Here is an 18,986-nt window from a genome sequence, read left to right on the forward strand (position 1 = left end):
TTGGTTTCATTACTCCTGCTGACGGCAGCAAAGACGTGTTCGTACACTTCTCTGCTATCCAGGGCAACGGTTTTAAAACCCTGGCCGAAGGTCAACAAGTTGAGTTTGAAATTCAGGACGGCCAGAAAGGCCCGGCAGCAGTTAACGTTACTGCTATCTGATTTCGCACTCAGGCTCGGTGTCATGCACCGCTGAATCGAATCTTAAAAGCCCTGCTCAATGAGCGGGGCTTTTCTTTATCCTTTCTGTTACCGGATGATCAGGGTAAACTGCGCCGCGAATCGCTAACCCGGAGTTATCTATGTCGTTGATTTGCCCACTTTGCCACCTCGCTTTGCACCTGCACGCCAGCAGTTATCGCTGTGCGTCCGGTCATCAGTTCGATCGGGCGAAAGAGGGGTACGTCAACCTGCTGCCGGTGCAGCACAAAGGTTCACGGGAACCGGGCGACAGCGCAGAGATGCTTCAGGCGCGCCGGGCCTTTCTGGATGCCGGACACTATCAGCCGCTGCGCGATCGGGTGGCGCAACGTCTGGCTCAGCCGCTCACGAACCGGCCCGCGCAGCTGCTGGATATCGGCTGTGGCGAAGGCTATTACACCGCCGCCCTGGCTGCCGCGTTGCCCGACAGCCATCTGTACGGTCTGGATGTGGCCAAAGCCGCGGTGCGCATGGCGGCAAAGCGCTATCGCGCGGTTAACTTTTGTGTCGCCTCCAGCCAGCGCCTGCCGTTTGCCGATGGTTCACTGGACGCCATCGTGCGCATTTACGCGCCCTGTAACGAGCAGGAGCTGAGCCGCGTTATCAGGCCCGGCGGCTATTTGCTGACGGTGACGCCGGGGCCGCACCATCTGCAGCAGTTTAAGGCGTTGATCTATCGCGAAGTGCAGTTGCATACGGCGGAAGAGAAAAACTATGCGGGATTTGAACAGATCGATCAGCAAAACCTTCACTACACGATGACACTGAACGGGGCGGAAGCGGTGAGCCTGCTGCAGATGACCCCCTTTGCCTGGCGTGCGCGTGAAGCGGTGTGGCAGCAGCTGGCCTCCAGCGCCAGCTTTAGCTGTGACGCGGATTTCACCCTGACGCTGTGGCAGCGCGTTTAACGCGCCTCCACCAGCGTATGATAGATTTTCTCCAGATCGTCGAGCTTTTTCACCGCTATCAGCAAGCGACGCTGCTCCAGCTGCATCACCAGAATGCCATCCTCTGACAGGTTCATACTCTGAATACGCCGGTAATCGATCCACACGCTGGCAAAAAACAGGCCGTCATTTTTCATCAGCAGCCGCGGGCTGCGGATCCAGAACAGCCAGATAGCCATAAAGCACAGCACCATCAGCAGGGTAGTGGTGAGCTGCGGGCCATGATGGCTGACGTTGTTCCACAGCAGAATCAGTAGCAGCACGATAAAGATGCCGCTGTCGATTTTATGGCGGCGGCGCAGGGTGACGCGCAGTCGGGTCGGTCCATTGCGGCGGGGCAGGATGACATCGTCGTAAATCGCAAACAGGGCGAGAGCGGCGATCAGCAGGGCAATCAGGGCGTCAGTCAGTGACATACAGGCTTCTTCCTCAACCGAAGTGACCTCAGCGTTGGCGCTCAGGTCACACCGTTCAAAAAACGCCGGGAGTCTGACTCCCGGCGGTGAGATTACAGACCGAGCAGGCCGATCCAGTAACCAAAGATACCGATGGCAAAGAAGCCAACGATGATCCACAGCGCGTTAACTTTACGGCGCAGCAGCCACATACAGCCAAAGGTCAGCAGCAGTGGAATCAGGCCGGGCATCAGCTGGTCGAGAATCGACTGCACGGTGGTGACCGTGGTTTTGCCGGTCTGGTCGGTGATGCGGGATACCACCAGCGGCACGTTGACGTGCGTCCATTTGTTGACCAGCGCCCCCATGACAAACAGGCCGAGTATCGATGCCCCCTCGGTAAGTTTTTGCAGGAAGCCGCCGCCCATATCGCTGACGATATCCACCCCTTTGCGATAGCCATAAGCCACGCCGTAATAGCGGGTCAGCATGCGCGCAATGTTAAACAGGAAGAAGAACAGCAGCGGACCAAGCAGGCTGCCGCTCATCGCGATACCGGCACCCAGTGCGGCGAACACCGGACGCACGGTCCCCCAGAAAATCGGGTCGCCCACGCCAGCCAGCGGACCCATCAGACCCACTTTGATGCCGTTAATGGCACCGTCATCGATCGCCGCACCGTTGGCGCGCTGCTCTTCCATTGCCATGGTCACGCCGAGCACCGGCGCCGCCACGTAAGGATGGGTGTTGAAGAACTCAAGGTGACGCTTAATCGCCTGCTTGCGCTCGTCGTTGTTTTCCGGATACAGGCGACGGATCACCGGCACCATTGAGAAGCAGAAGCCCAGCGCCTGCATGCGTTCAAAGTTCCACGAACCCTGAAACAGGTTGGAGCGCAGGAACACACCGCGCACGTCACCGGGGGTGAGTTTCTTTGGAGTATTGGTTGTATCTACCATGATGTCACCTGTTCCTAGTCGAGTTCGTTGTCGAGGTCGTTGTTAGCCGGGCCCGCCGAGGCAGCGCCTGCAACGCGGTTGTATTTTGGCGCCAGCTGGATATACAGCACCGCCATTACCACGCCAATCACGCCCAGCGCCACCAGGTTAAAGTTGGTGAACGCGGCGGTGACAAAGCCAAGATAGAAGAACGGCATCAGGTAACCGGCACGCATCATGTTGATCACCATCGCGTAACCGACCACCACGATCATGCCGCCGGCGATGTTCAGACCATTGGTGACCACTTCCGGAATTGAACTCAGCAGGCTGTGTACCGCGCTGGTACCGACCGAGACCGCCACAATCAGCGCCGGGATAGCGATACGCATCGCCTGCAGCAGCAGGGCAGAGACGTGGATCCACGAAATCGCCGTCAGGTTGCCTTTCTCCGCAGCTTTATCCGCAGCGTGCTGGAAGGCGACAGTGATGGTACGTACGATGATGGTCAGCACCTGACCGGCTGCGGCCAGCGGGATGGCCAGCGCAATACCGGCACCGACGCTTTGACCGCCGGCAATGACCAGAATGGTAGAGATGATGGAAGCCAGCGCCGCATCCGGTGCCACTGCCGCACCGATGTTCATCCAGCCCAGCGCGATCATCTCCAGCGTACCGCCAATGATGATGCCGGTTTTCATATCACCCAGCACTGCACCAATCAGGGTACAGGCCACCAGCGGCCGGTGGAACTGGAACTCATCGAGAATCGATCCCATCCCGGCAATACAGGCCACAATAAATATCAACACTATTTGTAGCGAGGTTATTTCCATTGCATTTTTCCTCAGCAAGATCAGAACTTTTTGCCCACGCGCGCAGGCACAGGCGAATCAGGCATTGACCTTCGCAATCAGGTCCATCATTTTCAATTTCGGGTCGTTGGAGACTTTACGCACTTCCAGTTCGATACCTCGCTCATTCAGCTTGCGGAAGGCAGCGATGTCCTTCTCATCCACCGACACCGCGTTATTAACCTGCGTTTTCCCCTGACGGAAGGCCATGCCGCCGATATTCACCGACTTGATATCCACGCCTTGTTCTACCACGCGCTCAACATCGGTCGGATTGGTAAACAGCAGCATCACGCGATCGGAACCGTACTTCGGGTTGTTCCACACGCGGATCATCTTGGCGATATCCACCACGTGGGCGGTCACGCCCGGCGGCGCCACCTGAGTCAGCAGGGTTTTGCGTACGTGATCGTTAGCCACTTCATCACTGACGACGATGATGCGCGTCACGTTGGTCTCTTTGGTCCAGCGCGTGGCCACCTGGCCATGGATCAGACGGTCATCGATACGTGCCAGGCCAATTTTCATGTGCTCGCCCGGTGCCAGCGGTTTCTGCGGCTGGGCAGGAGCTTTCGGGGCCGGCGCTGCCGCTGCCGGCGCGGCGGATTCGGTTTTGAGTGCTTTCACCCCCTCGCGGCCGGCCTCGACGGCGATATGGATCAGCTCTTCCAGCGATGGATCGTCATCGCGCCCCATCAGGGTTTCCACCAGCATGGGAATGTTGACCCCGGCAATAACGTCATAGCCCGGTTTGTCCACTACGATGCGGCTGGCGGCGTTAAACGGGCTGCCGCCCCAGGTGTCCACCAGAAACAGCACGCCTTTCGACGTGTCGAGTCGGGCGAGCTGTGCCTGATATTTTTCGATTAGCGTTTCTGCATTTTCGCCGGGAACGAAATCAATCCATCCGACATTTTCCTGCTCGCCCAACAGCATTTCTGCTGTTTTCAGCAGCTGTTCTGCCGCCCAGCCATGTGTACCAATTACAAGCGCAATGGTCACTTGCTACCTCCGTTCGCATGAGAGTTCCCGACCATGGCCGGGAATCATTGAGAATTACCGTTGTTATTTTCTGTGGATCGCCCGGGACTAAATTGAAGAAAGTCATCAGGAAAAGGCCCAAAACATTCCGCGATACATCAGTAAGGTCGCGATTTATTTTAGTGAGCGAAAAAATAAAATTTGTGACGTTGCTCTGCTATTCAGAGCGTACCGGCGGCAACGGGCATTTTTATGGCAGTTTCTTGCGCTGGCGCAGTTATTTGTAAATGTAAGAAAATTTTTTGACGTTGTTGATGTAACTGATACATTAGCTTTCTGTTTATTACTCAGGAGTACCGGGCTTTAGCTCACCTATATGGACCGTCACCGACGTCGCTTCACTTGTTCCCCGCGCTGCTCAGCGCGCACCCTGACACCTGCCGGTGTTGCCTCATCCGTTAACGCTCTCTCGTCTCGCCTTCCGGCGCAGGCTCAGTCGCGTTCGCCCTTACGTTTAGCAAGGAGTCATTGATGGAATTTCTCTTCGACCCCTCAATCTGGGCGGGTTTACTGACGCTGATCGTGCTGGAGATTGTGCTCGGCATCGACAACCTGGTGTTTATCGCCATTCTTGCCGACAAGCTGCCACCGAAACAGCGCGATAAAGCGCGCCTGATTGGTCTGTCGCTGGCGCTGGTGATGCGCCTCGGCCTGCTGTCGCTGATCTCCTGGATGGTGACGCTGACGCGACCCCTATTCAGCGTAGGCGATTTCAGCTTTTCCGGACGAGATTTAATTCTGTTGATTGGTGGTTTGTTCCTGTTGTTTAAGGCCACCATGGAACTGCACGAGCGGCTGGAAAACCGTGGCATGGAGCATCAGGGCAACAAAGCCTATGCCAGCTTCTGGGCGGTCGTGACGCAGATTGTGGTGCTGGACGCGGTGTTTTCCCTGGATGCGGTGATTACCGCCGTCGGTATGGTGAACCATCTGCCGGTGATGATGACGGCAGTGGTGATTGCCATGGGCGTGATGCTGCTGGCCTCAAAACCGCTGACCCGCTTCGTCAACGCGCACCCAACGGTGGTGGTGCTGTGTCTGAGCTTCCTGCTGATGATCGGTCTGTCGCTGGTGGCGGAAGGCTTTGGTTTCCATATTCCGAAAGGTTATCTGTACGCGGCAATTGGCTTCTCGATTCTGATCGAGCTGTTTAACCAGATTGCGCGCCGGAACTTTATCCGTCATCAGGCGCACCGTCCGATGCGTGAACGTACCGCCGAAGCGATTCTGCGTCTGATGGGCGGGCGTCAGCGTAACCAGCCGGCGCATACTGAAGAAGCGTCGCTGACCGAAGCGATGCCGCAGGAAGCGTTTAAAGACGAAGAGCGTTACATGATTAACGGCGTGCTGACGCTGTCACAGCGTTCGATTCGCAGCATCATGACGCCGCGCGGCGATATCTCGTGGGTTGACGTCTCGCGTCCGCTGGATGAGATCCGCATTCAGCTGCTGGATACGCCACACAGTCTGTTCCCGGTGTGTCGCGGCGAGCTGGATGAGATCATCGGCGTGGTGCGCGCGAAAGAGCTGCTGGTGGCACTGGAGCACGGTATGGATGTCGCGACCTTCGCGGCCAACACGCCGCCGATTGTGGTGCCGGAAACGCTGGATCCGATCAACCTGCTGGGCGTATTGCGTCGCGCTAAAGGGAGCTTCGTCATCGTTACCAACGAATTTGGTGTGGTGCAGGGCCTGATTACGCCGCTGGACGTGCTGGAAGCGATTGCCGGTGAGTTCCCGGACGAAGACGAAACGCCGGATGTGGTGGCGGATGGCGACGGCTGGCTGGTGAAGGGCGGTACCGATCTGCACTCGCTGCAGCAGCTGCTCGACCACCATGAGCTGGTCGATCCGGATGAAGATCACGCGTCGCTGGCCGGCCTGCTGATTGAGCAGAAGGGACAGCTGCCGCTGCCGGGCGAGATTATCGATTTGCCACCGCTGCACTTCCAGATTATCGAAGCCACGGATTACCGTATAGATCTGGTGCGCGTCACCAAAGACAAGCCGCACCATGACGAGGAAGAGGGCGACGCCTGATGTCGTCCGGCATCAGGCGCCCAGCTGCGCCTGATGCTGCGCCAGCCATTGCGGGAAGTCCTCAATCGGCATCGGGCGCGCATAGTAGTAACCCTGCAGATGATCCACGCCGCGCTCGCGCAGATAATGCGCCTGCTCGGCGGTTTCCACTCCCTCCGCGACCAGCGCGATATTCAGCCGCTGCGCCAGTGAAATCACCATATCCGTCACCGTGGCGTTGATCGCGTCAGTACCAATCGCGGCGGTAAAGATTTTATCGATTTTCAGCACGTCCGGCTTCAGGTCTTTCAGATAGGCCAGCGAACTGTGGCCGGTACCGAAATCGTCAATCGCCAGCCGCACGCCAATTTCATGCAGCTGCGCCACGACCGTCTGGTCGATGACCGGCAGCGCATCGCGCTCGGTCAGCTCCACCACCAGTTTCGGCAGGGGATTGGCGGGCCACCAGTAGCGCTGTAAATCCTCAACAATCAGGCGATCGCGGAAGTGGCTGGCCGCGACGTTAATCGCGATATGGAAAGCCGGGCACTGTGGCAGATTAGGCAACTCCGCGACGACTCTGGCAATCACAAAGCGCGTCAGCGGTGCAATCAGGTTCTGGCGTTCGGCCAGCGGAATAAATACGTCCGGGGCAATCCAGCCCTGACGCGGATTGTGCCAGCGCAGCAGCAGCTCGATACCATCGCAGTCGCCGCTGCGGGCATTGATCAGCGGCTGGCAGTAGACCATAAATTCGTTAGCGGTGATGCCATAGCTGATTTGCCAGCTCAGGCTCATGCGATTGGCGGTGGCCAGCCAGACGATGTAGCCCAGCAGCAGGCTCAGCAGTACCGCCAGCGGCAGCTGAGACGGCAGGGTATTGAGCGCCAGTCGCGCCGGGGACGGGCCGTACAGCGTAATGCTGTAGGGATAACGCAGCGAGGCCTGATCGTATGCCACTTCGTCATCGGACGGCACGGTATGCTCGATCAGCGGATTACCGTACTCGAGGCTCTGTCCGCCTACGTTAAAGATCGCGCGCTCCACCCACGGCAGCTGCGGCTCCAGCAGATAGTTGGTCATCAGTTCAATGTTGATGATCTGCAGCAGGCCGTCCTGGTTATCCAGCGACTTTGGCGTCCACAGCAGCAGCACCGGTGAACCTTTAAGCAGGTAGTCGTCGGTAGACAGCATCATGCGCTGGTTGTTGATCGCCAGCTCGGGATAGGTCTGGCTGAACGAGATGTGACGCGGGCCATAAATACTCGAACAGTAGATGGTATCGTCCTGCACCAGCAGCACGGTACGCACGGTTTGCAGCGCGGCGATCTTCTCAATCAGCGGATAGCGCACCTGCGTGCAGGGCACGCCCACCAGCCCCAGCGTGTTGTTGGCGGAGACGTCCAGCGGCGAAAACATGCGGTCAAAGCGTTCAATCGCGCGGGTGGCAAAGTTAAGGGACTGCTGCTCAATGCGTGACTTCTCTTCGATGTAGCGAAAAGTCAGCGTAAGAATGAGAACCAGCGACGCGATCACCAACGCAATAAGCAGGCGCTTACGGCGAAATTGACCCACAAATTGCTGGGGAAGGAGCATCAGTAACCACCTTGCTAAGACAAAGAATGAGGCCAAATTAACGTGAAGGTTATCGGCATGGCGGCGGCCAAATTTAGCGCGGCTGGAGAAAAAAAGCGGCACTAAAAAATCGCGCGACCATTAGAGGTCGCGCGCAAAAATAATGTATCTGGTTTGATAACGCGGAGGTAGAGGCCATTGCAGAAATAATGGACGATCGCTGCAATTGTCAGCAGCGAAACGCGACGTTGCCGGTCAGTCGCACTGCACCTTGATCGCCAGACCGCCACGCGAGGTCTCACGATATTTAGCGTTCATATCTTTGCCGGTCTCGTACATCGTCTCGATCACCTTATCCAGCGATACGCGCGGCTCGCTGGTGCGGCGCAGCGCCATCCGCGCGGCGTTGATCGCTTTCACCGAAGCAATGGCGTTGCGTTCAATGCACGGCACCTGTACCTGACCAGCGACCGGATCGCAGGTCAGTCCGAGGTTGTGTTCCATGCCGATTTCAGCGGCAACACACACCTGCTCCGGGCTGGCTCCCAGTAATTCAGCAAGGCCGGCGGCGGCCATTGAGCAGGCCACGCCCACTTCACCCTGGCAGCCGACTTCGGCACCGGAAATCGAAGCGTTCATTTTATACAACACGCCAATCGCGCCCGAGGCGAGGAAGTAGCGGATAAAGATATCCGGCGTGACCGTTTCGATAAAGTGATCGTAATACGCCAGCGCCGCCGGCACGATGCCGCAGGCACCGTTGGTCGGTGCAGTGACCACACGACCACCAGCCGCATTCTCTTCATTCACCGCCAGCGCAAACATATTGACCCAGTCGATGACGTTCATCGGATCGTTAGAATGTTTGGTTGAGGAGACCAGCAAACGTCGCAGCGACGCCGCGCGGCGCGGCACGCGCAGCGGGCCCGGCAGCACGCCTTCGGTATTCAGGCCACGATCGATACACGCCTGCATGGTTTGCCAGATGTTGCCAAAATAGGCGTAAATCTCGTCACGGCTATGCAGCGCTAGCTCGTTTCTCATCACCAGCCCGGAAAGCGACATGCCGGTATCGCGGCAGTGGCTGAGCAACTCTTTGGCTGAATGGAACGGGTAGGGCACGGCGACCTCATCCAGTACTGACTGACCAAAGTGCGCTTCGTCGACGATAAAGCCGCCGCCAATTGAGTAATAGGTTTTGCGCTCAAGCAGACGATCGCCGGCAAAAGCGTACAGGGTCATGCCGTTTTCATGCAGCGACAGGTTTTCGCTACGGAAGACCATGCCGCCGTCACGCGGGAAGTCGACCTCGCGCGCGCCCTGTGCCAGCAGCAGCCGCTCACGCGTTTCGACATCTTTGATAAACGCCGGAATGCTGTCGATGTCGACGCTGGCAGGCTCAAAGCCGGCCAGACCCATAATGATGGCAATGTCGGTGTGGTGTCCTTTACCGGTGAGCGACAGTGAGCCGTAGACATCCACCGCCACGCGCGTCACATCCTGCAGCTTGCCCTGCTCGATCAGCAGATCAACAAACTGCTTGCCCGCTTTCATCGGGCCAACGGTATGCGAACTGGACGGGCCGATACCCACTTTGAACATGTCAAAAACACTTATCACCGGTGACGCTCCTCACAAATCTTCTTTTCTACGGCGCAGGCCGTTAATGCGGCTAATAGTAATCGCCAGCGGGCGGCAGCGAGCAGCTTTTCGCATGAAATAAACTAATTATAAACCACAGAAATAGTTATCCGTATCCCCGGATGTGAACGGGATCAATTTTTCGGCCAGGGTGAAACGGGACGGGGGATCAGGGCAGGGCGATCTGCTGGCCGAGCGCGCGCAGGATACCGGCGGTCATGCCCCAGATAAAATAATCTTCATACCACGACAGCCACACCTGATGCTGACGATGACCGTGGCGCAGCGTCAGTCCGCTGTAGCGCCCCAGCCGCAGCGCCTCAGCGAGCGGCATGGAAAACGCGCTTTCAACTTCATCCGGGTTGAGCCGCAGCGGCAGGTGCGGCGGGATGATGCCGACAACGGGCGTGACGGCGAAACCGGTACTGCTGGTGACCGGCGGTAACACGCCGACCACCCGCACCTGCTGCGGTGCGATGCCCACTTCTTCCTGTGCTTCACGCAGCGCGGTGGCGATCAGCGAATCGTCAGTGGCATCCATCATGCCGCCGGGGAACGCCACCTGCCCGGCGTGTTTGCGCAGCAGCGCGGAGCGGCGGGTCAGCAGCAGTTCGGGCTGGTCGCCATCAATCACCGGTACCAGCACCGCGGCACGGCGTCCGCTGATCACGCTGTGCGCGGTCGCCAGCGGTGGCTGCAACACAAAGCGACTGAGAAACTGCGCCAGCGTCAGCTCCATATCACGCCTCATCACGCAGACAGGGCAGAATACGGTTGAGCTTGTGCAGCGTCTCCTGATATTCCGCCTCAGCATCGCTGTCAGCCACCAGGCCGCCGCCCGCCGCGCAGTACAGTTGCTGGTTTTCGGCAATCAGCGTGCGGATGGTAATGCTGCTGTCCATACGCCCACACAGGCTGATGTAGCCGATACTGCCGCACCACGCATTGCGCCGCTGCGGTTCGAGTTCCTCGATGATCTCCATGGCGCGGATCTTGGGCGCGCCGGTAATGGAGCCGCCGGGGAAACAGGCGCGCAGCAAATCGGTAGCGGAGAGCGCGTCCGGCAGTCTGGCTCGCACCGTGCTCACCAGGTGATGCACCGCCGGGAACGGCTCCACTACGAACAGCTCCGGCACGCTGACGCTGCCCGGCTCGGCGACGCGGCCAATATCATTACGCAGCAGGTCCACAATCATCAGGTTTTCCGCCCGATCTTTTTCGGCGCTGGCCAGTTTCTCCGCCTGCAATCGATCGGCCTGCGGATCGGCCAGGCGCGGCAGCGTGCCTTTAATCGGGCGGGTTTCAATCTGCTGTTGCTGCAGCGAGAGAAAACGCTCCGGCGACAGACTCAGCACGGCACTGTGCGGCAGACGAAGGAAGGCGCTGAACGGCGCGCGGTTGGCGCGGTTGAGACGTAAAAACGCCTGCCACTCATCGCCGCGATAGCTGGCCTGGAAACGCTGCGCCAGATTAACCTGGTAGCAATCGCCCGCCTGGATGTAGGCCTGCACCGCCTGGAAACGCGCGGCGTACTGCGCATAGCTCATATTGGCCTGCCAGTCGCTGGTCAGGGCAAAGGGTTTGGGCTGCGGCACCGCCAGCGCCTGTAGCCACTGCCAGCGCTGCTCCGCGTCGTGCTGGGCAATCAGCGTCAGCGTCTGGCGATGATGATCGGCAATCAGCGCCCAGTCATAAATGCCGACCGCCATATCCGGCGTGTGTAAATCCTGCTGCGCCCGCTGCGGCAGCGTTTCGAAACGGCGACCGAGGTCATAACCAAACAGACCCAGCGCGCCGCCCTGAAACGGCAGATTTGCATCAAACGCCGGCCGGATGCCCAGCGCGTCCAGCTGTTGCTGCACCAGCTGCAGCGGATCGGCGTTAGAGTGGCTGATGCCGGTGCCGTCGTCGATGGCGGTACTGTCACCGCGCGTCGTCAGGGTCACCCGCGGGTCGGCGGTGAGGATATCGAAACGGTTATCCGCGTGCTCGGCGTGACCTGAGGTCAGCAGCATCGCCCACGGACGGTGCGCCAGCGTGGAAAAACGGTGTAAAAGTGTATCGGGCGTATACTGTAGCGAGAGGGTTTTCACGTTCGTTTGGCTAAATCAGTTCAGCAGGCAGGCGCGTAGCCTGGCATATTTTTTTGCTGCTGGCACCTGTTTGTTCAGCGTGGAATAATGCGTCCCCCCATTACAGGAGTACATCATGTTTTCAGGTCTTCCGGCTTTATCACACGAACAGCAGCAGCAGGCAGTGGAACGTATTCAGGAACTGATGGCCGGCGGCATGTCCAGCGGACAGGCGATTGCGCAGGTGGCGCAGGAAATTCGCCAGAACCATCAGGGCGAAGCGATTCGGGCGCGCTTCGAAGAGGACGAATAGCGCCCGGCGAGCGTTATAACGCGGCGATGATTTTGATTTCCACTTTGTAGCGCGGATTCATCAGGCCGGCCTGCACCGTGCAGCGTACCGGCGCATTACCCGGCGAGACCCACGCATCCCAGGCGCGGTTCATCGCGGCAAAGTCATCTTTATCTACCAGAAAAATGGTGGCGTCGAGAATTTTGCTTTTATCCGAACCCACGCGCGTCAGGATGCGGTCAATCACCGCCAGCGCGTTGGCGGTCTGCGCTTCCGCATCGTCATCCAGATTCTCCGGCACGCTGGTGTAATACACGGTCTGGTCATGTACAACCGCTTCGGACATGCGGTGCTCGGCATCAATACGCGTAATGGTCATGCTGTTCTCCTTTATTTTTGCTGCGTTAGCCTGCCATATCCCATGGCCGGCTGTCATCTGTTGTGGTCGCCTGCGGTGAATCCTGACATAATTACAGTAGTTTTAAGAGCAATCGGTGAGGATGTGTGGCAGACGATTTTGCAGCGGATGGCGCGTTAGCGCAGGCAATTCCCGGCTTTAAGCCGCGTGCGGCACAGCGCGAAATGGCGCAGGCAGTGAGCGAAGCGGTGCAGCAGGCGGGCGAGCTGGTGGTCGAGGCCGGCACCGGTACCGGTAAAACTTATGCGTATCTGGCGCCGGCGTTGCGGGCGAAGAAAAAAGTCATTGTGTCGACCGGTTCCAAAGCGTTGCAGGATCAGCTCTACAACCGCGATCTGCCGACCATTGCCCGCGCCCTGGCGTTCAGCGGCAAAACTGCGCTGCTAAAAGGGCGCTCCAACTATCTGTGCCTGGAACGGCTTGAGCAGCAAAATCAGACCGGCGGCGATCTCAGCGTGCAGGCGCTCGGCGATCTGATTAACGTGCGCAGCTGGTCATCGGAGACCGTTGATGGCGACGTCAGCAGCTGCGCTGGCGTCGCGGAAGACAGCCCGATCTGGCCTTACGTCACCAGCACCAACGATAACTGCCTCGGCAGCGATTGCCCGCTGTATAAAGATTGCTTCGTGGTGAAGGCGCGCAAAAAAGCGATGGATGCGGATGTGGTGGTGGTGAACCATCACCTGTTTCTCGCTGACCTGGTGGTCAAAGAGGGGGGATTTGGCGAGCTGATCCCGGAAGCTGACGTGATGATCTTCGACGAAGCGCACCAGCTGCCGGATATAGCCAGCCAGTATTTTGGCCAGCAGCTGTCGAGCCGGCAACTGCAGGATCTCGCCAAAGACATTATCCTTTCCTACCGCACCGAGGTGCGCGATGTGCAGCAGCTGCAGAAATCCGCCGACCGGCTGGCGCAGTGCGCACAGGATTTCCGCCTGACGCTGGGCGAGCCCGGTTTTCGCGGCAATCTGCGTGACCTGCTGAGCGACAACAACATCATGCGCATGTTTACGCTGCTGGATGATGCGCTCGAGCTGTGTTACGACGTGATTAAGCTGTCGCTGGGCCGTTCCGCGCTGCTGGACGCTGCCTTCGAGCGTGCCGCGCTGTATCGCACCCGGCTCAAGCGTTTACGTGCGATTGATGAACCGGGCTTTAGCTACTGGTACGAATGCAGCAGCCGGCACTTTACGCTGGCGCTGACGCCGCTGTCGGTTGCGGAGCGCTTCCGCGAAGTGATGGACGGACGCAAAGCGGCGTGGGTATTTACCTCGGCGACGCTGGCGGTCAACGAACAGATGAGCCACTTCGCCAGCCGGCTCGGCGTGGATAATGCCCGCACCCTGATCCTCGAAAGTCCGTTTGATTATGCGCAGCAGGCCTTGCTGTGCGTGCCGCGCAACATGCCGGAACCCAACTATCCCGGCGGTGCGCGTCAGCTGGCATGCATGATGAAACCGCTGATTGAAGCCAACAAAGGGCGCTGTTTCTTCCTGTGCACCTCGCACAAAATGATGCGTGAGCTGGCGGCGGAGTTCCGCGCCTCCATGACCTTACCGGTGCTGTTGCAGGGCGAAACCAGCAAAGGCCAGCTGCTCAAACAGTTTCTTGACGCCGGCAATGCACTGCTGGTGGCCACCAGCAGCTTCTGGGAAGGCGTTGACGTGCGCGGTGATGCGCTGTCGCTGGTGATCATCGACAAGCTGCCGTTTACCTCGCCGGAAGATCCGCTGCTGAAGGCGCGCATGGAGGATTGCCGTCTGCGCGGCGGCGATCCGTTCAACGATGTGCAGCTGCCGGACGCGGTGATCACCCTCAAGCAGGGCGTGGGCCGTCTGATTCGCGATACCGACGATCGCGGCGTGCTGGTGATTTGTGACCAGCGGCTGGTGTCGCGTCCGTATGGCGGTCTGTTCCTTAATAGCCTGCCGCCGACACCACGCACCCGCGATTTACAGCGTGCGATTGACTTTGTGCGTCCGCCAGAGCAGCACTAATTTGTGCCAGGCTGTGGTAAGATGCGCGCCATTTTGATTCTCTGAGGTTGTTATGCCCGCCCGAATTTTAGCCCTGGACACCGCGACAGAAGCCTGTTCTGCCGCGCTGCTGAATCAGCAGCAGATCGATGCCCGCTTCGAAATCGCGCCCCGCGATCATACTCAACGTATTCTGCCGCTGGTGCAGGAATTGCTGCAGGCGCAGTCGCTGGCGCTGAGCGCGCTGGACGCGCTGGCGTTTGGCCGCGGGCCCGGCAGTTTTACCGGCGTGCGCATCGGCATTGGCATCGCGCAGGGCCTGGCGCTGGGCGCAAATTTGCCGATGATTGGCGTATCCTCGCTGGCCACCATGGCGCAGGGCGCCTGGCGTTTGACCGGGGCAACGCGCGTGCTGGCGGCGATTGATGCGCGCATGGGTGAAGTCTACTGGGCAGAATATCAGCGTGATCAGCAGGGCGAGTGGCAGGGCGCTGAGAGCGAAGCCGTACTCAAGCCGGAAGCGGCACAGGCGCGCATCGCGCAGCTTAGCGGCGAGTGGGCCACCGTCGGCACCGGCTGGCAGGCTTATCCGCAGCTGCTGGCTGGCACGACCGGGGCACAACTGCTGACCACCACGGTCACGCTGCCTGCCGCAGAAGATATGCTGCCGCTGGCGCTCAGCGCCTGGCAGCGCGGCGATAGCGTGGCGGTGGAAAATGCTGAGCCGGTTTATCTGCGCAATGAAGTGGCATGGAAAAAATTGCCGGGACGCTAGGCGCCCACGCAACTTATTTTTGCGCCTTCAGTCTAACGGAGAAATAACAGGAGAAGTGCTATGCCAATTAGTCGTAAAGGGATGTCTGGCGCTCTGTTAGCCTGTGCGCTGTTGCTCAGCGGCTGCGTGTCGGTGCCGGATGCCATTAAAGGGAGTTCTCAGCTTCCACAGCAGGATTTATTACGCGTGATGAATGCGCCGCAGCTGTATGTCGGCCAGGAGTCGCGCTTCGGCGGCAAAGTCGTGAAGGTGACCAACCTTAACGGCCTGACCCGGCTGGAAATTGCCACTCAGCCGCTGGATGACAGCGCGCGACCGCGCCTCGGTGCTGCCTCAATTGGCCGCATTTATGCTGACATTCATGGTTTTGTTGATCCGATCGACGTCAATAATCAGTACGTCACGGTGCTGGGCAATATCAAAGGCACCGAGAAAGGGGAAATTGGCAAAGCCAGTTACAACTTTGTGGTGATTGATGTGCGCGGTTATCAGCGCTGGCATTTGACTCAGCAGGTGATGACGCCGCCGCAGCCGATCGATCCGTGGATTTGGTACGGGCCGACGCGTCGCCATCCCGGCTATTGGGGGCCTAACCCCTACTGGGGCATGAATACCGGCGGTCCGGCGCAGGTCGAGACCATTCTTACCGAATAGCGCTAAACAGGTTTTTTTACGGCCCGGTCGCGGTGCTCGCGAACGGGCCTTTTTATTGGGCGCGCAACCGATGCGCGAAATTTAGTGATGCGCCTCGCAACCTGAAAATGCCGGAACAGGCAAACTGGTACAATCAGTTAAAATATTGTTAACAACACTGATTGCAGAGGCGGCAATGGCTACGCAACAAGAATATCGGGGTGAATCTTTGAACAAGGTTTGGCTGAAACGCTATCCGCCAGATGTACCAGCGGAAATTAACGCAGACCGTTATCCCTCTTTGGTCGATCTTTTCGAACACGCAGCGCAACGTTATGCCGATCAGGTGGCTTTCATTAACATGGGCCAGCCAATGACTTACCGCCAGCTGGAGCAGCAGAGCCGTGCTTTTGCGGCCTGGCTGCAACAGGGATTAGGCTTGCAGCAGGGCGATCGCGTCGCGCTGATGATGCCGAATCTGCTGCAGTATCCGGTGGCGCTGTTTGGTGTGCTGCGTGCCGGTATGGTGGTGGTGAATGTTAACCCGTTGTACACGCCGCGCGAGCTGAAGCACCAGCTTAATGACAGCGGTGCCAGTGCAATTGTCATTGTCTCCAACTTCGCCCATACGCTGGAAAAAGTGGTCGCGGAAACCCCGGTTAAGCACGTGATGCTGACGCGCATGGGCGATCAGCTGGCGCCGGTGAAAGCCACGCTGGTCAATTTCGTCGTAAAATACGTGAAAAAGCTGGTACCGAAATACCATCTGCCAGGTGCGGTACCGTTCCGTCATGCGCTGCAGCAGGGCGAGCAGATGAGCTATCATCGTCCTGTGATCAGTAATCAGGATCTGGCATTTCTGCAGTACACCGGTGGCACTACCGGCGTGGCGAAAGGCGCCATGCTGACCCACGGCAACATGCAGGCTAATCTGGAGCAGACCAAAGCCACCTACGGTAAACTGCTGCGCGCCGGTCAGGAGCAGGTGGTAACCGCGCTGCCGCTTTATCACATCTTTGCCCTGACGGTGAACTGTCTGCTGTTCCTCGACCTGGGCGGCACCAACCTGCTGATTACCAACCCGCGCGATATTCCCGGCTTCGTTAAAGAGCTGAGCAAATTTCCCTTTACCGCCATCACCGGTGTTAATACGTTGTTCAACGCCCTGCTGAACGATGCCAATTTTAACCAGCTGGACTTCTCCACGCTGCGTCTGTCAGCTGGTGGCGGCATGGCGGTGCAGAAAGCGGTGGCCGAGCGCTGGGAGAAACTCACCGGACACTATCTGCTGGAGGGCTACGGACTCACCGAATGCTCACCGCTGGTGTCGGTTAATCCTTATGATATTACCTGCCACACCGGCAGCATCGGTTTGCCGGTTCCGTCCACCGACGTGCGTATTGTCGATGATGAAGACCGCGACGTACCGCCGGGCGAGCCGGGTGAACTGTGCATTCGCGGGCCGCAGGTCATGGTTGGCTACTGGCAGCGGCCGGATGCCAGCGAGGAAGTGCTGAAAAATGGCTGGCTGCACACCGGTGATATTGTTACCGTGGACGCTGAAGGGTTTATCCGCATCGTCGATCGTAAAAAAGACATGATACTGGTGTCCGGCTTTAACGTGTATCCTAACGAAATCGAAGATGTGCTGATGCAGCACGCCAAGGTGCGCGAAGCGGCGGCCATTGGCGTGCCGAGCGATCTCTCCGGCGAAGCGGTGAAAGTGTGCATCGTGAAAAAAGATCCGTCGCTGACGAAAGAGGAAGTGCTGGATCATTGTCGCCGTCAGCTCACCGGCTATAAAGTGCCGAAGATTATCGAGTTTCGTGATGAGCTGCCGAAAACCAACGTCGGTAAAATTTTACGTCGCGAATTGCGCGACGAGGCGAAGCGCGAAGCGTAGTACTGGCTTCCGCTGAATGCTCAGGTTAACGCCGGCACCGTCCGGCGTTTTTATTGCTTTTAACATGGAGCGCTGTGCGAGGTTTGTCGCAGCGAGAAAGACAACGTGAATTACACCCTGATCGACCACAATGACCAGCTGGCCGCCGTATGCCAGCAGGCCCGCCAGCATCGCGCCGTGGCGCTGGATACCGAATTCGTGCGCACCCGCACGTACTATCCGCAGCTTGGCCTGATCCAGCTCTTCGATGGCGAGCAACTGGTTCTGATCGATCCGTTAACCATCAGCGACTGGGCACCGTTTGTTGCGCTGCTGCAGGATCGTCAGCTGACCAAGTTCCTGCACGCCGGCGGGGAAGACCTTGAAGTCTTCCTGCATCGTTTCGGCTGCCTGCCGGAGCCGATGATCGATACACAGATTCTGGCCGCTTTCGCCGGGCAGCCGCTGTCGTGGGGCTTTGCCGCGATGGTCAATCATTTCAACCAGATTGAGCTGGATAAGAGCGAAGCGCGCACCGACTGGCTGGCGCGTCCGCTTACCGAGCGGCAGTGCCAGTACGCTGCGGCCGATGTGGCTTATCTGCTGCCGATCGCCCATCAGCTGGTGGCGCAAACCGAAGCGGCAGGCAACATGGCGGCGGCGCTGAGTGAGTGCGCTACGCTGTGTCAGCGCCGTCTTGACGTACTGCAGCCGGAAGAGGCGTGGCGCGATATCACCAACGCGTGGCAGCTGCGTCCGCGCCAGCTGGCGGTGCTGCAGCGCCTGGCCGCGTGGCGTCTCAACCTCGCCCGGCAGAAAGACATGGCGGTGAATTTTGTGGTGCGCGAAGAGAACCTGTGGAAAGTCGCGCGCTTTATGCCCGGCAGCCTTGGCGAGCTGGATCATCTCGGCCTGAACGGTCACGAAATTCGCTTCCACGGTAAGGCGCTGGTGGCGATGGTGGCAGAAGCGCAGGCGCTGGATGAGGCCGCATTACCGCCGCCGTTGCCTAATCTGATTGACCACGCGCATTACAAGCAGGCGTTTAAAGCGATTAAAGCGCTGGTACAGCAGGTGAGTGAGCAGACCGGTTACAGTCAGGAGCTGTTAGCATCACGGCGCCAGATTAACCAGGTGCTGAGCGTGCACTGGGGACTGAAGAGCGCCACGCGTCCGCCGGAACTGCTGGCAGGCTGGCGGGGTGAGGTGTTGAAAGCCGGTATCGACGAGATTTTACACACGCTGTAAGCGGAACGTTTTCCCCTGCGCAACCACGCAGGGGAAAATCAGGAACCCGCTACAATCATTTAGGAACGTCTTCCGTCTCC

18 protein-coding genes are annotated in these 18,986 nt (G+C 58.6%); 9 read left to right on the forward strand and 9 right to left on the reverse strand.

Annotated features, from left to right (window positions below):
* Together QMM04_RS12910 and rlmA are read left to right on the forward strand one after the other, a co-directional pair.
* Nucleotides 1–161, forward strand: a 161-nt coding sequence (locus QMM04_RS12910; protein ID WP_282996306.1) for a cold shock domain-containing protein, incomplete at its 5' end; no start/stop codon positions are given.
* A 140-nt stretch (nucleotides 162–301) separates the two neighbouring features.
* Nucleotides 302–1,108 (forward strand): 23S rRNA (guanine(745)-N(1))-methyltransferase, encoded by an 807-nt coding sequence (rlmA, locus tag QMM04_RS12915; protein WP_282996300.1) that lies wholly within the window; start codon nucleotides 302–304, stop codon nucleotides 1,106–1,108.
* Here the strand turns inward: rlmA and QMM04_RS12920 are convergent.
* From QMM04_RS12920 to manX, 4 genes are all read right to left on the reverse strand, one after another.
* Nucleotides 1,105–1,563 (reverse strand): DUF986 family protein, encoded by a 459-nt coding sequence (locus tag QMM04_RS12920; RefSeq protein ID WP_282996301.1) that lies wholly within the window; start codon nucleotides 1,561–1,563, stop codon nucleotides 1,105–1,107. The two genes, rlmA and QMM04_RS12920, sit on opposite strands and share 4 nt — an antisense overlap.
* A 92-nt stretch (nucleotides 1,564–1,655) precedes the next feature.
* Nucleotides 1,656–2,501 carry a PTS mannose transporter subunit IID gene (locus QMM04_RS12925; protein WP_021510027.1) on the reverse strand — a complete coding sequence of 282 codons (846 nt, stop codon included), beginning with the start codon at nucleotides 2,499–2,501 and terminating at the stop codon, nucleotides 1,656–1,658.
* A 14-nt stretch (nucleotides 2,502–2,515) separates the two neighbouring features.
* Complete coding sequence (locus tag QMM04_RS12930; RefSeq protein WP_031280203.1) at nucleotides 2,516–3,316, reverse strand: PTS mannose/fructose/sorbose transporter subunit IIC; 801 nt, start codon at nucleotides 3,314–3,316, stop codon at nucleotides 2,516–2,518.
* 57 nt (nucleotides 3,317–3,373) lie between these two features.
* Nucleotides 3,374–4,336, reverse strand: coding sequence for a PTS mannose transporter subunit IIAB (gene manX, locus QMM04_RS12935; RefSeq protein ID WP_058757739.1), 963 nt, complete (start codon nucleotides 4,334–4,336; stop codon nucleotides 3,374–3,376).
* A 510-nt stretch (nucleotides 4,337–4,846) separates the two neighbouring features.
* Between manX and QMM04_RS12940 the strand changes: the two genes are divergently transcribed.
* Nucleotides 4,847–6,415: a TerC family protein gene (locus QMM04_RS12940; protein WP_021510030.1), complete on the forward strand. Its 1,569-nt coding sequence runs from the start codon at nucleotides 4,847–4,849 to the stop codon at nucleotides 6,413–6,415.
* 12 nt (nucleotides 6,416–6,427) lie between these two features.
* Here QMM04_RS12940 and QMM04_RS12945 read toward each other — a convergent pair whose 3' ends face one another.
* The 4 genes from QMM04_RS12945 to pabB all read right to left on the reverse strand — a co-directional run bounded on the left by QMM04_RS12945 (nucleotide 6,428) and on the right by pabB (nucleotide 11,703).
* Nucleotides 6,428–7,990, reverse strand: coding sequence for an EAL domain-containing protein (locus tag QMM04_RS12945; RefSeq protein WP_058757738.1), 1,563 nt, complete (start codon nucleotides 7,988–7,990; stop codon nucleotides 6,428–6,430).
* A 234-nt stretch (nucleotides 7,991–8,224) separates the two neighbouring features.
* Nucleotides 8,225–9,589 (reverse strand): L-serine ammonia-lyase, encoded by a 1,365-nt coding sequence (locus tag QMM04_RS12950; RefSeq protein ID WP_282996302.1) that lies wholly within the window; start codon nucleotides 9,587–9,589, stop codon nucleotides 8,225–8,227.
* 190 nt (nucleotides 9,590–9,779) lie between these two features.
* Nucleotides 9,780–10,349 (reverse strand): CoA pyrophosphatase, encoded by a 570-nt coding sequence (locus tag QMM04_RS12955; protein ID WP_282996303.1) that lies wholly within the window; start codon nucleotides 10,347–10,349, stop codon nucleotides 9,780–9,782.
* A gap of 1 nt (nucleotide 10,350) precedes the next feature.
* Entirely contained in the window at nucleotides 10,351–11,703 is a 1,353-nt protein-coding gene (pabB, locus tag QMM04_RS12960) for an aminodeoxychorismate synthase component 1 (protein ID WP_136546494.1), read from the reverse strand.
* A 115-nt stretch (nucleotides 11,704–11,818) separates the two neighbouring features.
* Between pabB and QMM04_RS12965 the strand changes: the two genes are divergently transcribed.
* Nucleotides 11,819–11,995, forward strand: coding sequence for a YoaH family protein (locus QMM04_RS12965; protein WP_010616389.1), 177 nt, complete (start codon nucleotides 11,819–11,821; stop codon nucleotides 11,993–11,995).
* A gap of 13 nt (nucleotides 11,996–12,008) precedes the next feature.
* Here the strand turns inward: QMM04_RS12965 and QMM04_RS12970 are convergent, their stop codons facing one another.
* Nucleotides 12,009–12,353 carry a RidA family protein gene (locus QMM04_RS12970; protein WP_282996304.1) on the reverse strand — a complete coding sequence of 115 codons (345 nt, stop codon included), beginning with the start codon at nucleotides 12,351–12,353 and terminating at the stop codon, nucleotides 12,009–12,011.
* Between the two features lie 125 nt (nucleotides 12,354–12,478).
* On the opposite strand from QMM04_RS12970, the gene QMM04_RS12975 reads away from it, so the two are divergent.
* From QMM04_RS12975 to rnd, 5 genes are all read left to right on the forward strand, one after another.
* Nucleotides 12,479–14,389 (forward strand): ATP-dependent DNA helicase, encoded by a 1,911-nt coding sequence (locus QMM04_RS12975; RefSeq protein ID WP_282996305.1) that lies wholly within the window; start codon nucleotides 12,479–12,481, stop codon nucleotides 14,387–14,389.
* Between the two features lie 52 nt (nucleotides 14,390–14,441).
* Entirely contained in the window at nucleotides 14,442–15,143 is a 702-nt protein-coding gene (tsaB, locus tag QMM04_RS12980) for a tRNA (adenosine(37)-N6)-threonylcarbamoyltransferase complex dimerization subunit type 1 TsaB (RefSeq protein ID WP_059009719.1), read from the forward strand.
* A gap of 60 nt (nucleotides 15,144–15,203) precedes the next feature.
* Nucleotides 15,204–15,797 carry a Slp family lipoprotein gene (locus QMM04_RS12985; RefSeq protein ID WP_010616392.1) on the forward strand — a complete coding sequence of 198 codons (594 nt, stop codon included), beginning with the start codon at nucleotides 15,204–15,206 and terminating at the stop codon, nucleotides 15,795–15,797.
* Between the two features lie 208 nt (nucleotides 15,798–16,005).
* The gene (gene fadD / locus QMM04_RS12990; RefSeq protein WP_153001953.1) at nucleotides 16,006–17,679 is read left to right on the forward strand and encodes a long-chain-fatty-acid--CoA ligase FadD; all 1,674 of its coding nucleotides are present in this window, start codon (nucleotides 16,006–16,008) and stop codon (nucleotides 17,677–17,679) included.
* A gap of 105 nt (nucleotides 17,680–17,784) precedes the next feature.
* On the forward strand, nucleotides 17,785–18,906 hold the full coding sequence (rnd, locus tag QMM04_RS12995; protein WP_021510041.1) for a ribonuclease D: 1,122 nt from the start codon (nucleotides 17,785–17,787) through the stop codon (nucleotides 18,904–18,906).
* The last annotated feature ends 80 nt before the right edge of the window (nucleotides 18,907–18,986 follow it).

The sequence above is a fragment of the Pantoea sp. Pa-EAmG genome (assembly GCF_030024295.1).
GTDB classification, from domain to species: domain Bacteria; phylum Pseudomonadota; class Gammaproteobacteria; order Enterobacterales; family Enterobacteriaceae; genus Pantoea; species Pantoea dispersa.

What these genes read in the sequence shown, in the direction of transcription:
- QMM04_RS12970 (WP_282996304.1), bottom strand. Translation starts at nt 12,353, where the DNA reads ATGACCATTACGCGTATTGATGCCGAGCACCGCATGTCCGAAGCGGTT.
- QMM04_RS12965 (WP_010616389.1), top strand. Translation starts at nt 11,819, where the DNA reads ATGTTTTCAGGTCTTCCGGCTTTATCACACGAACAGCAGCAGCAGGCA.
- QMM04_RS12920 (WP_282996301.1), bottom strand. Translation starts at nt 1,563, where the DNA reads ATGTCACTGACTGACGCCCTGATTGCCCTGCTGATCGCCGCTCTCGCC.
- QMM04_RS12955 (WP_282996303.1), bottom strand. Translation starts at nt 10,349, where the DNA reads ATGGAGCTGACGCTGGCGCAGTTTCTCAGTCGCTTTGTGTTGCAGCCA.
- QMM04_RS12930 (WP_031280203.1), bottom strand. Translation starts at nt 3,316, where the DNA reads ATGGAAATAACCTCGCTACAAATAGTGTTGATATTTATTGTGGCCTGT.
- QMM04_RS12945 (WP_058757738.1), bottom strand. Translation starts at nt 7,990, where the DNA reads ATGCTCCTTCCCCAGCAATTTGTGGGTCAATTTCGCCGTAAGCGCCTG.
- QMM04_RS12940 (WP_021510030.1), top strand. Translation starts at nt 4,847, where the DNA reads ATGGAATTTCTCTTCGACCCCTCAATCTGGGCGGGTTTACTGACGCTG.
- QMM04_RS12925 (WP_021510027.1), bottom strand. Translation starts at nt 2,501, where the DNA reads ATGGTAGATACAACCAATACTCCAAAGAAACTCACCCCCGGTGACGTG.
- rlmA (WP_282996300.1), top strand. Translation starts at nt 302, where the DNA reads ATGTCGTTGATTTGCCCACTTTGCCACCTCGCTTTGCACCTGCACGCC.
- QMM04_RS12985 (WP_010616392.1), top strand. Translation starts at nt 15,204, where the DNA reads ATGCCAATTAGTCGTAAAGGGATGTCTGGCGCTCTGTTAGCCTGTGCG.
- tsaB (WP_059009719.1), top strand. Translation starts at nt 14,442, where the DNA reads ATGCCCGCCCGAATTTTAGCCCTGGACACCGCGACAGAAGCCTGTTCT.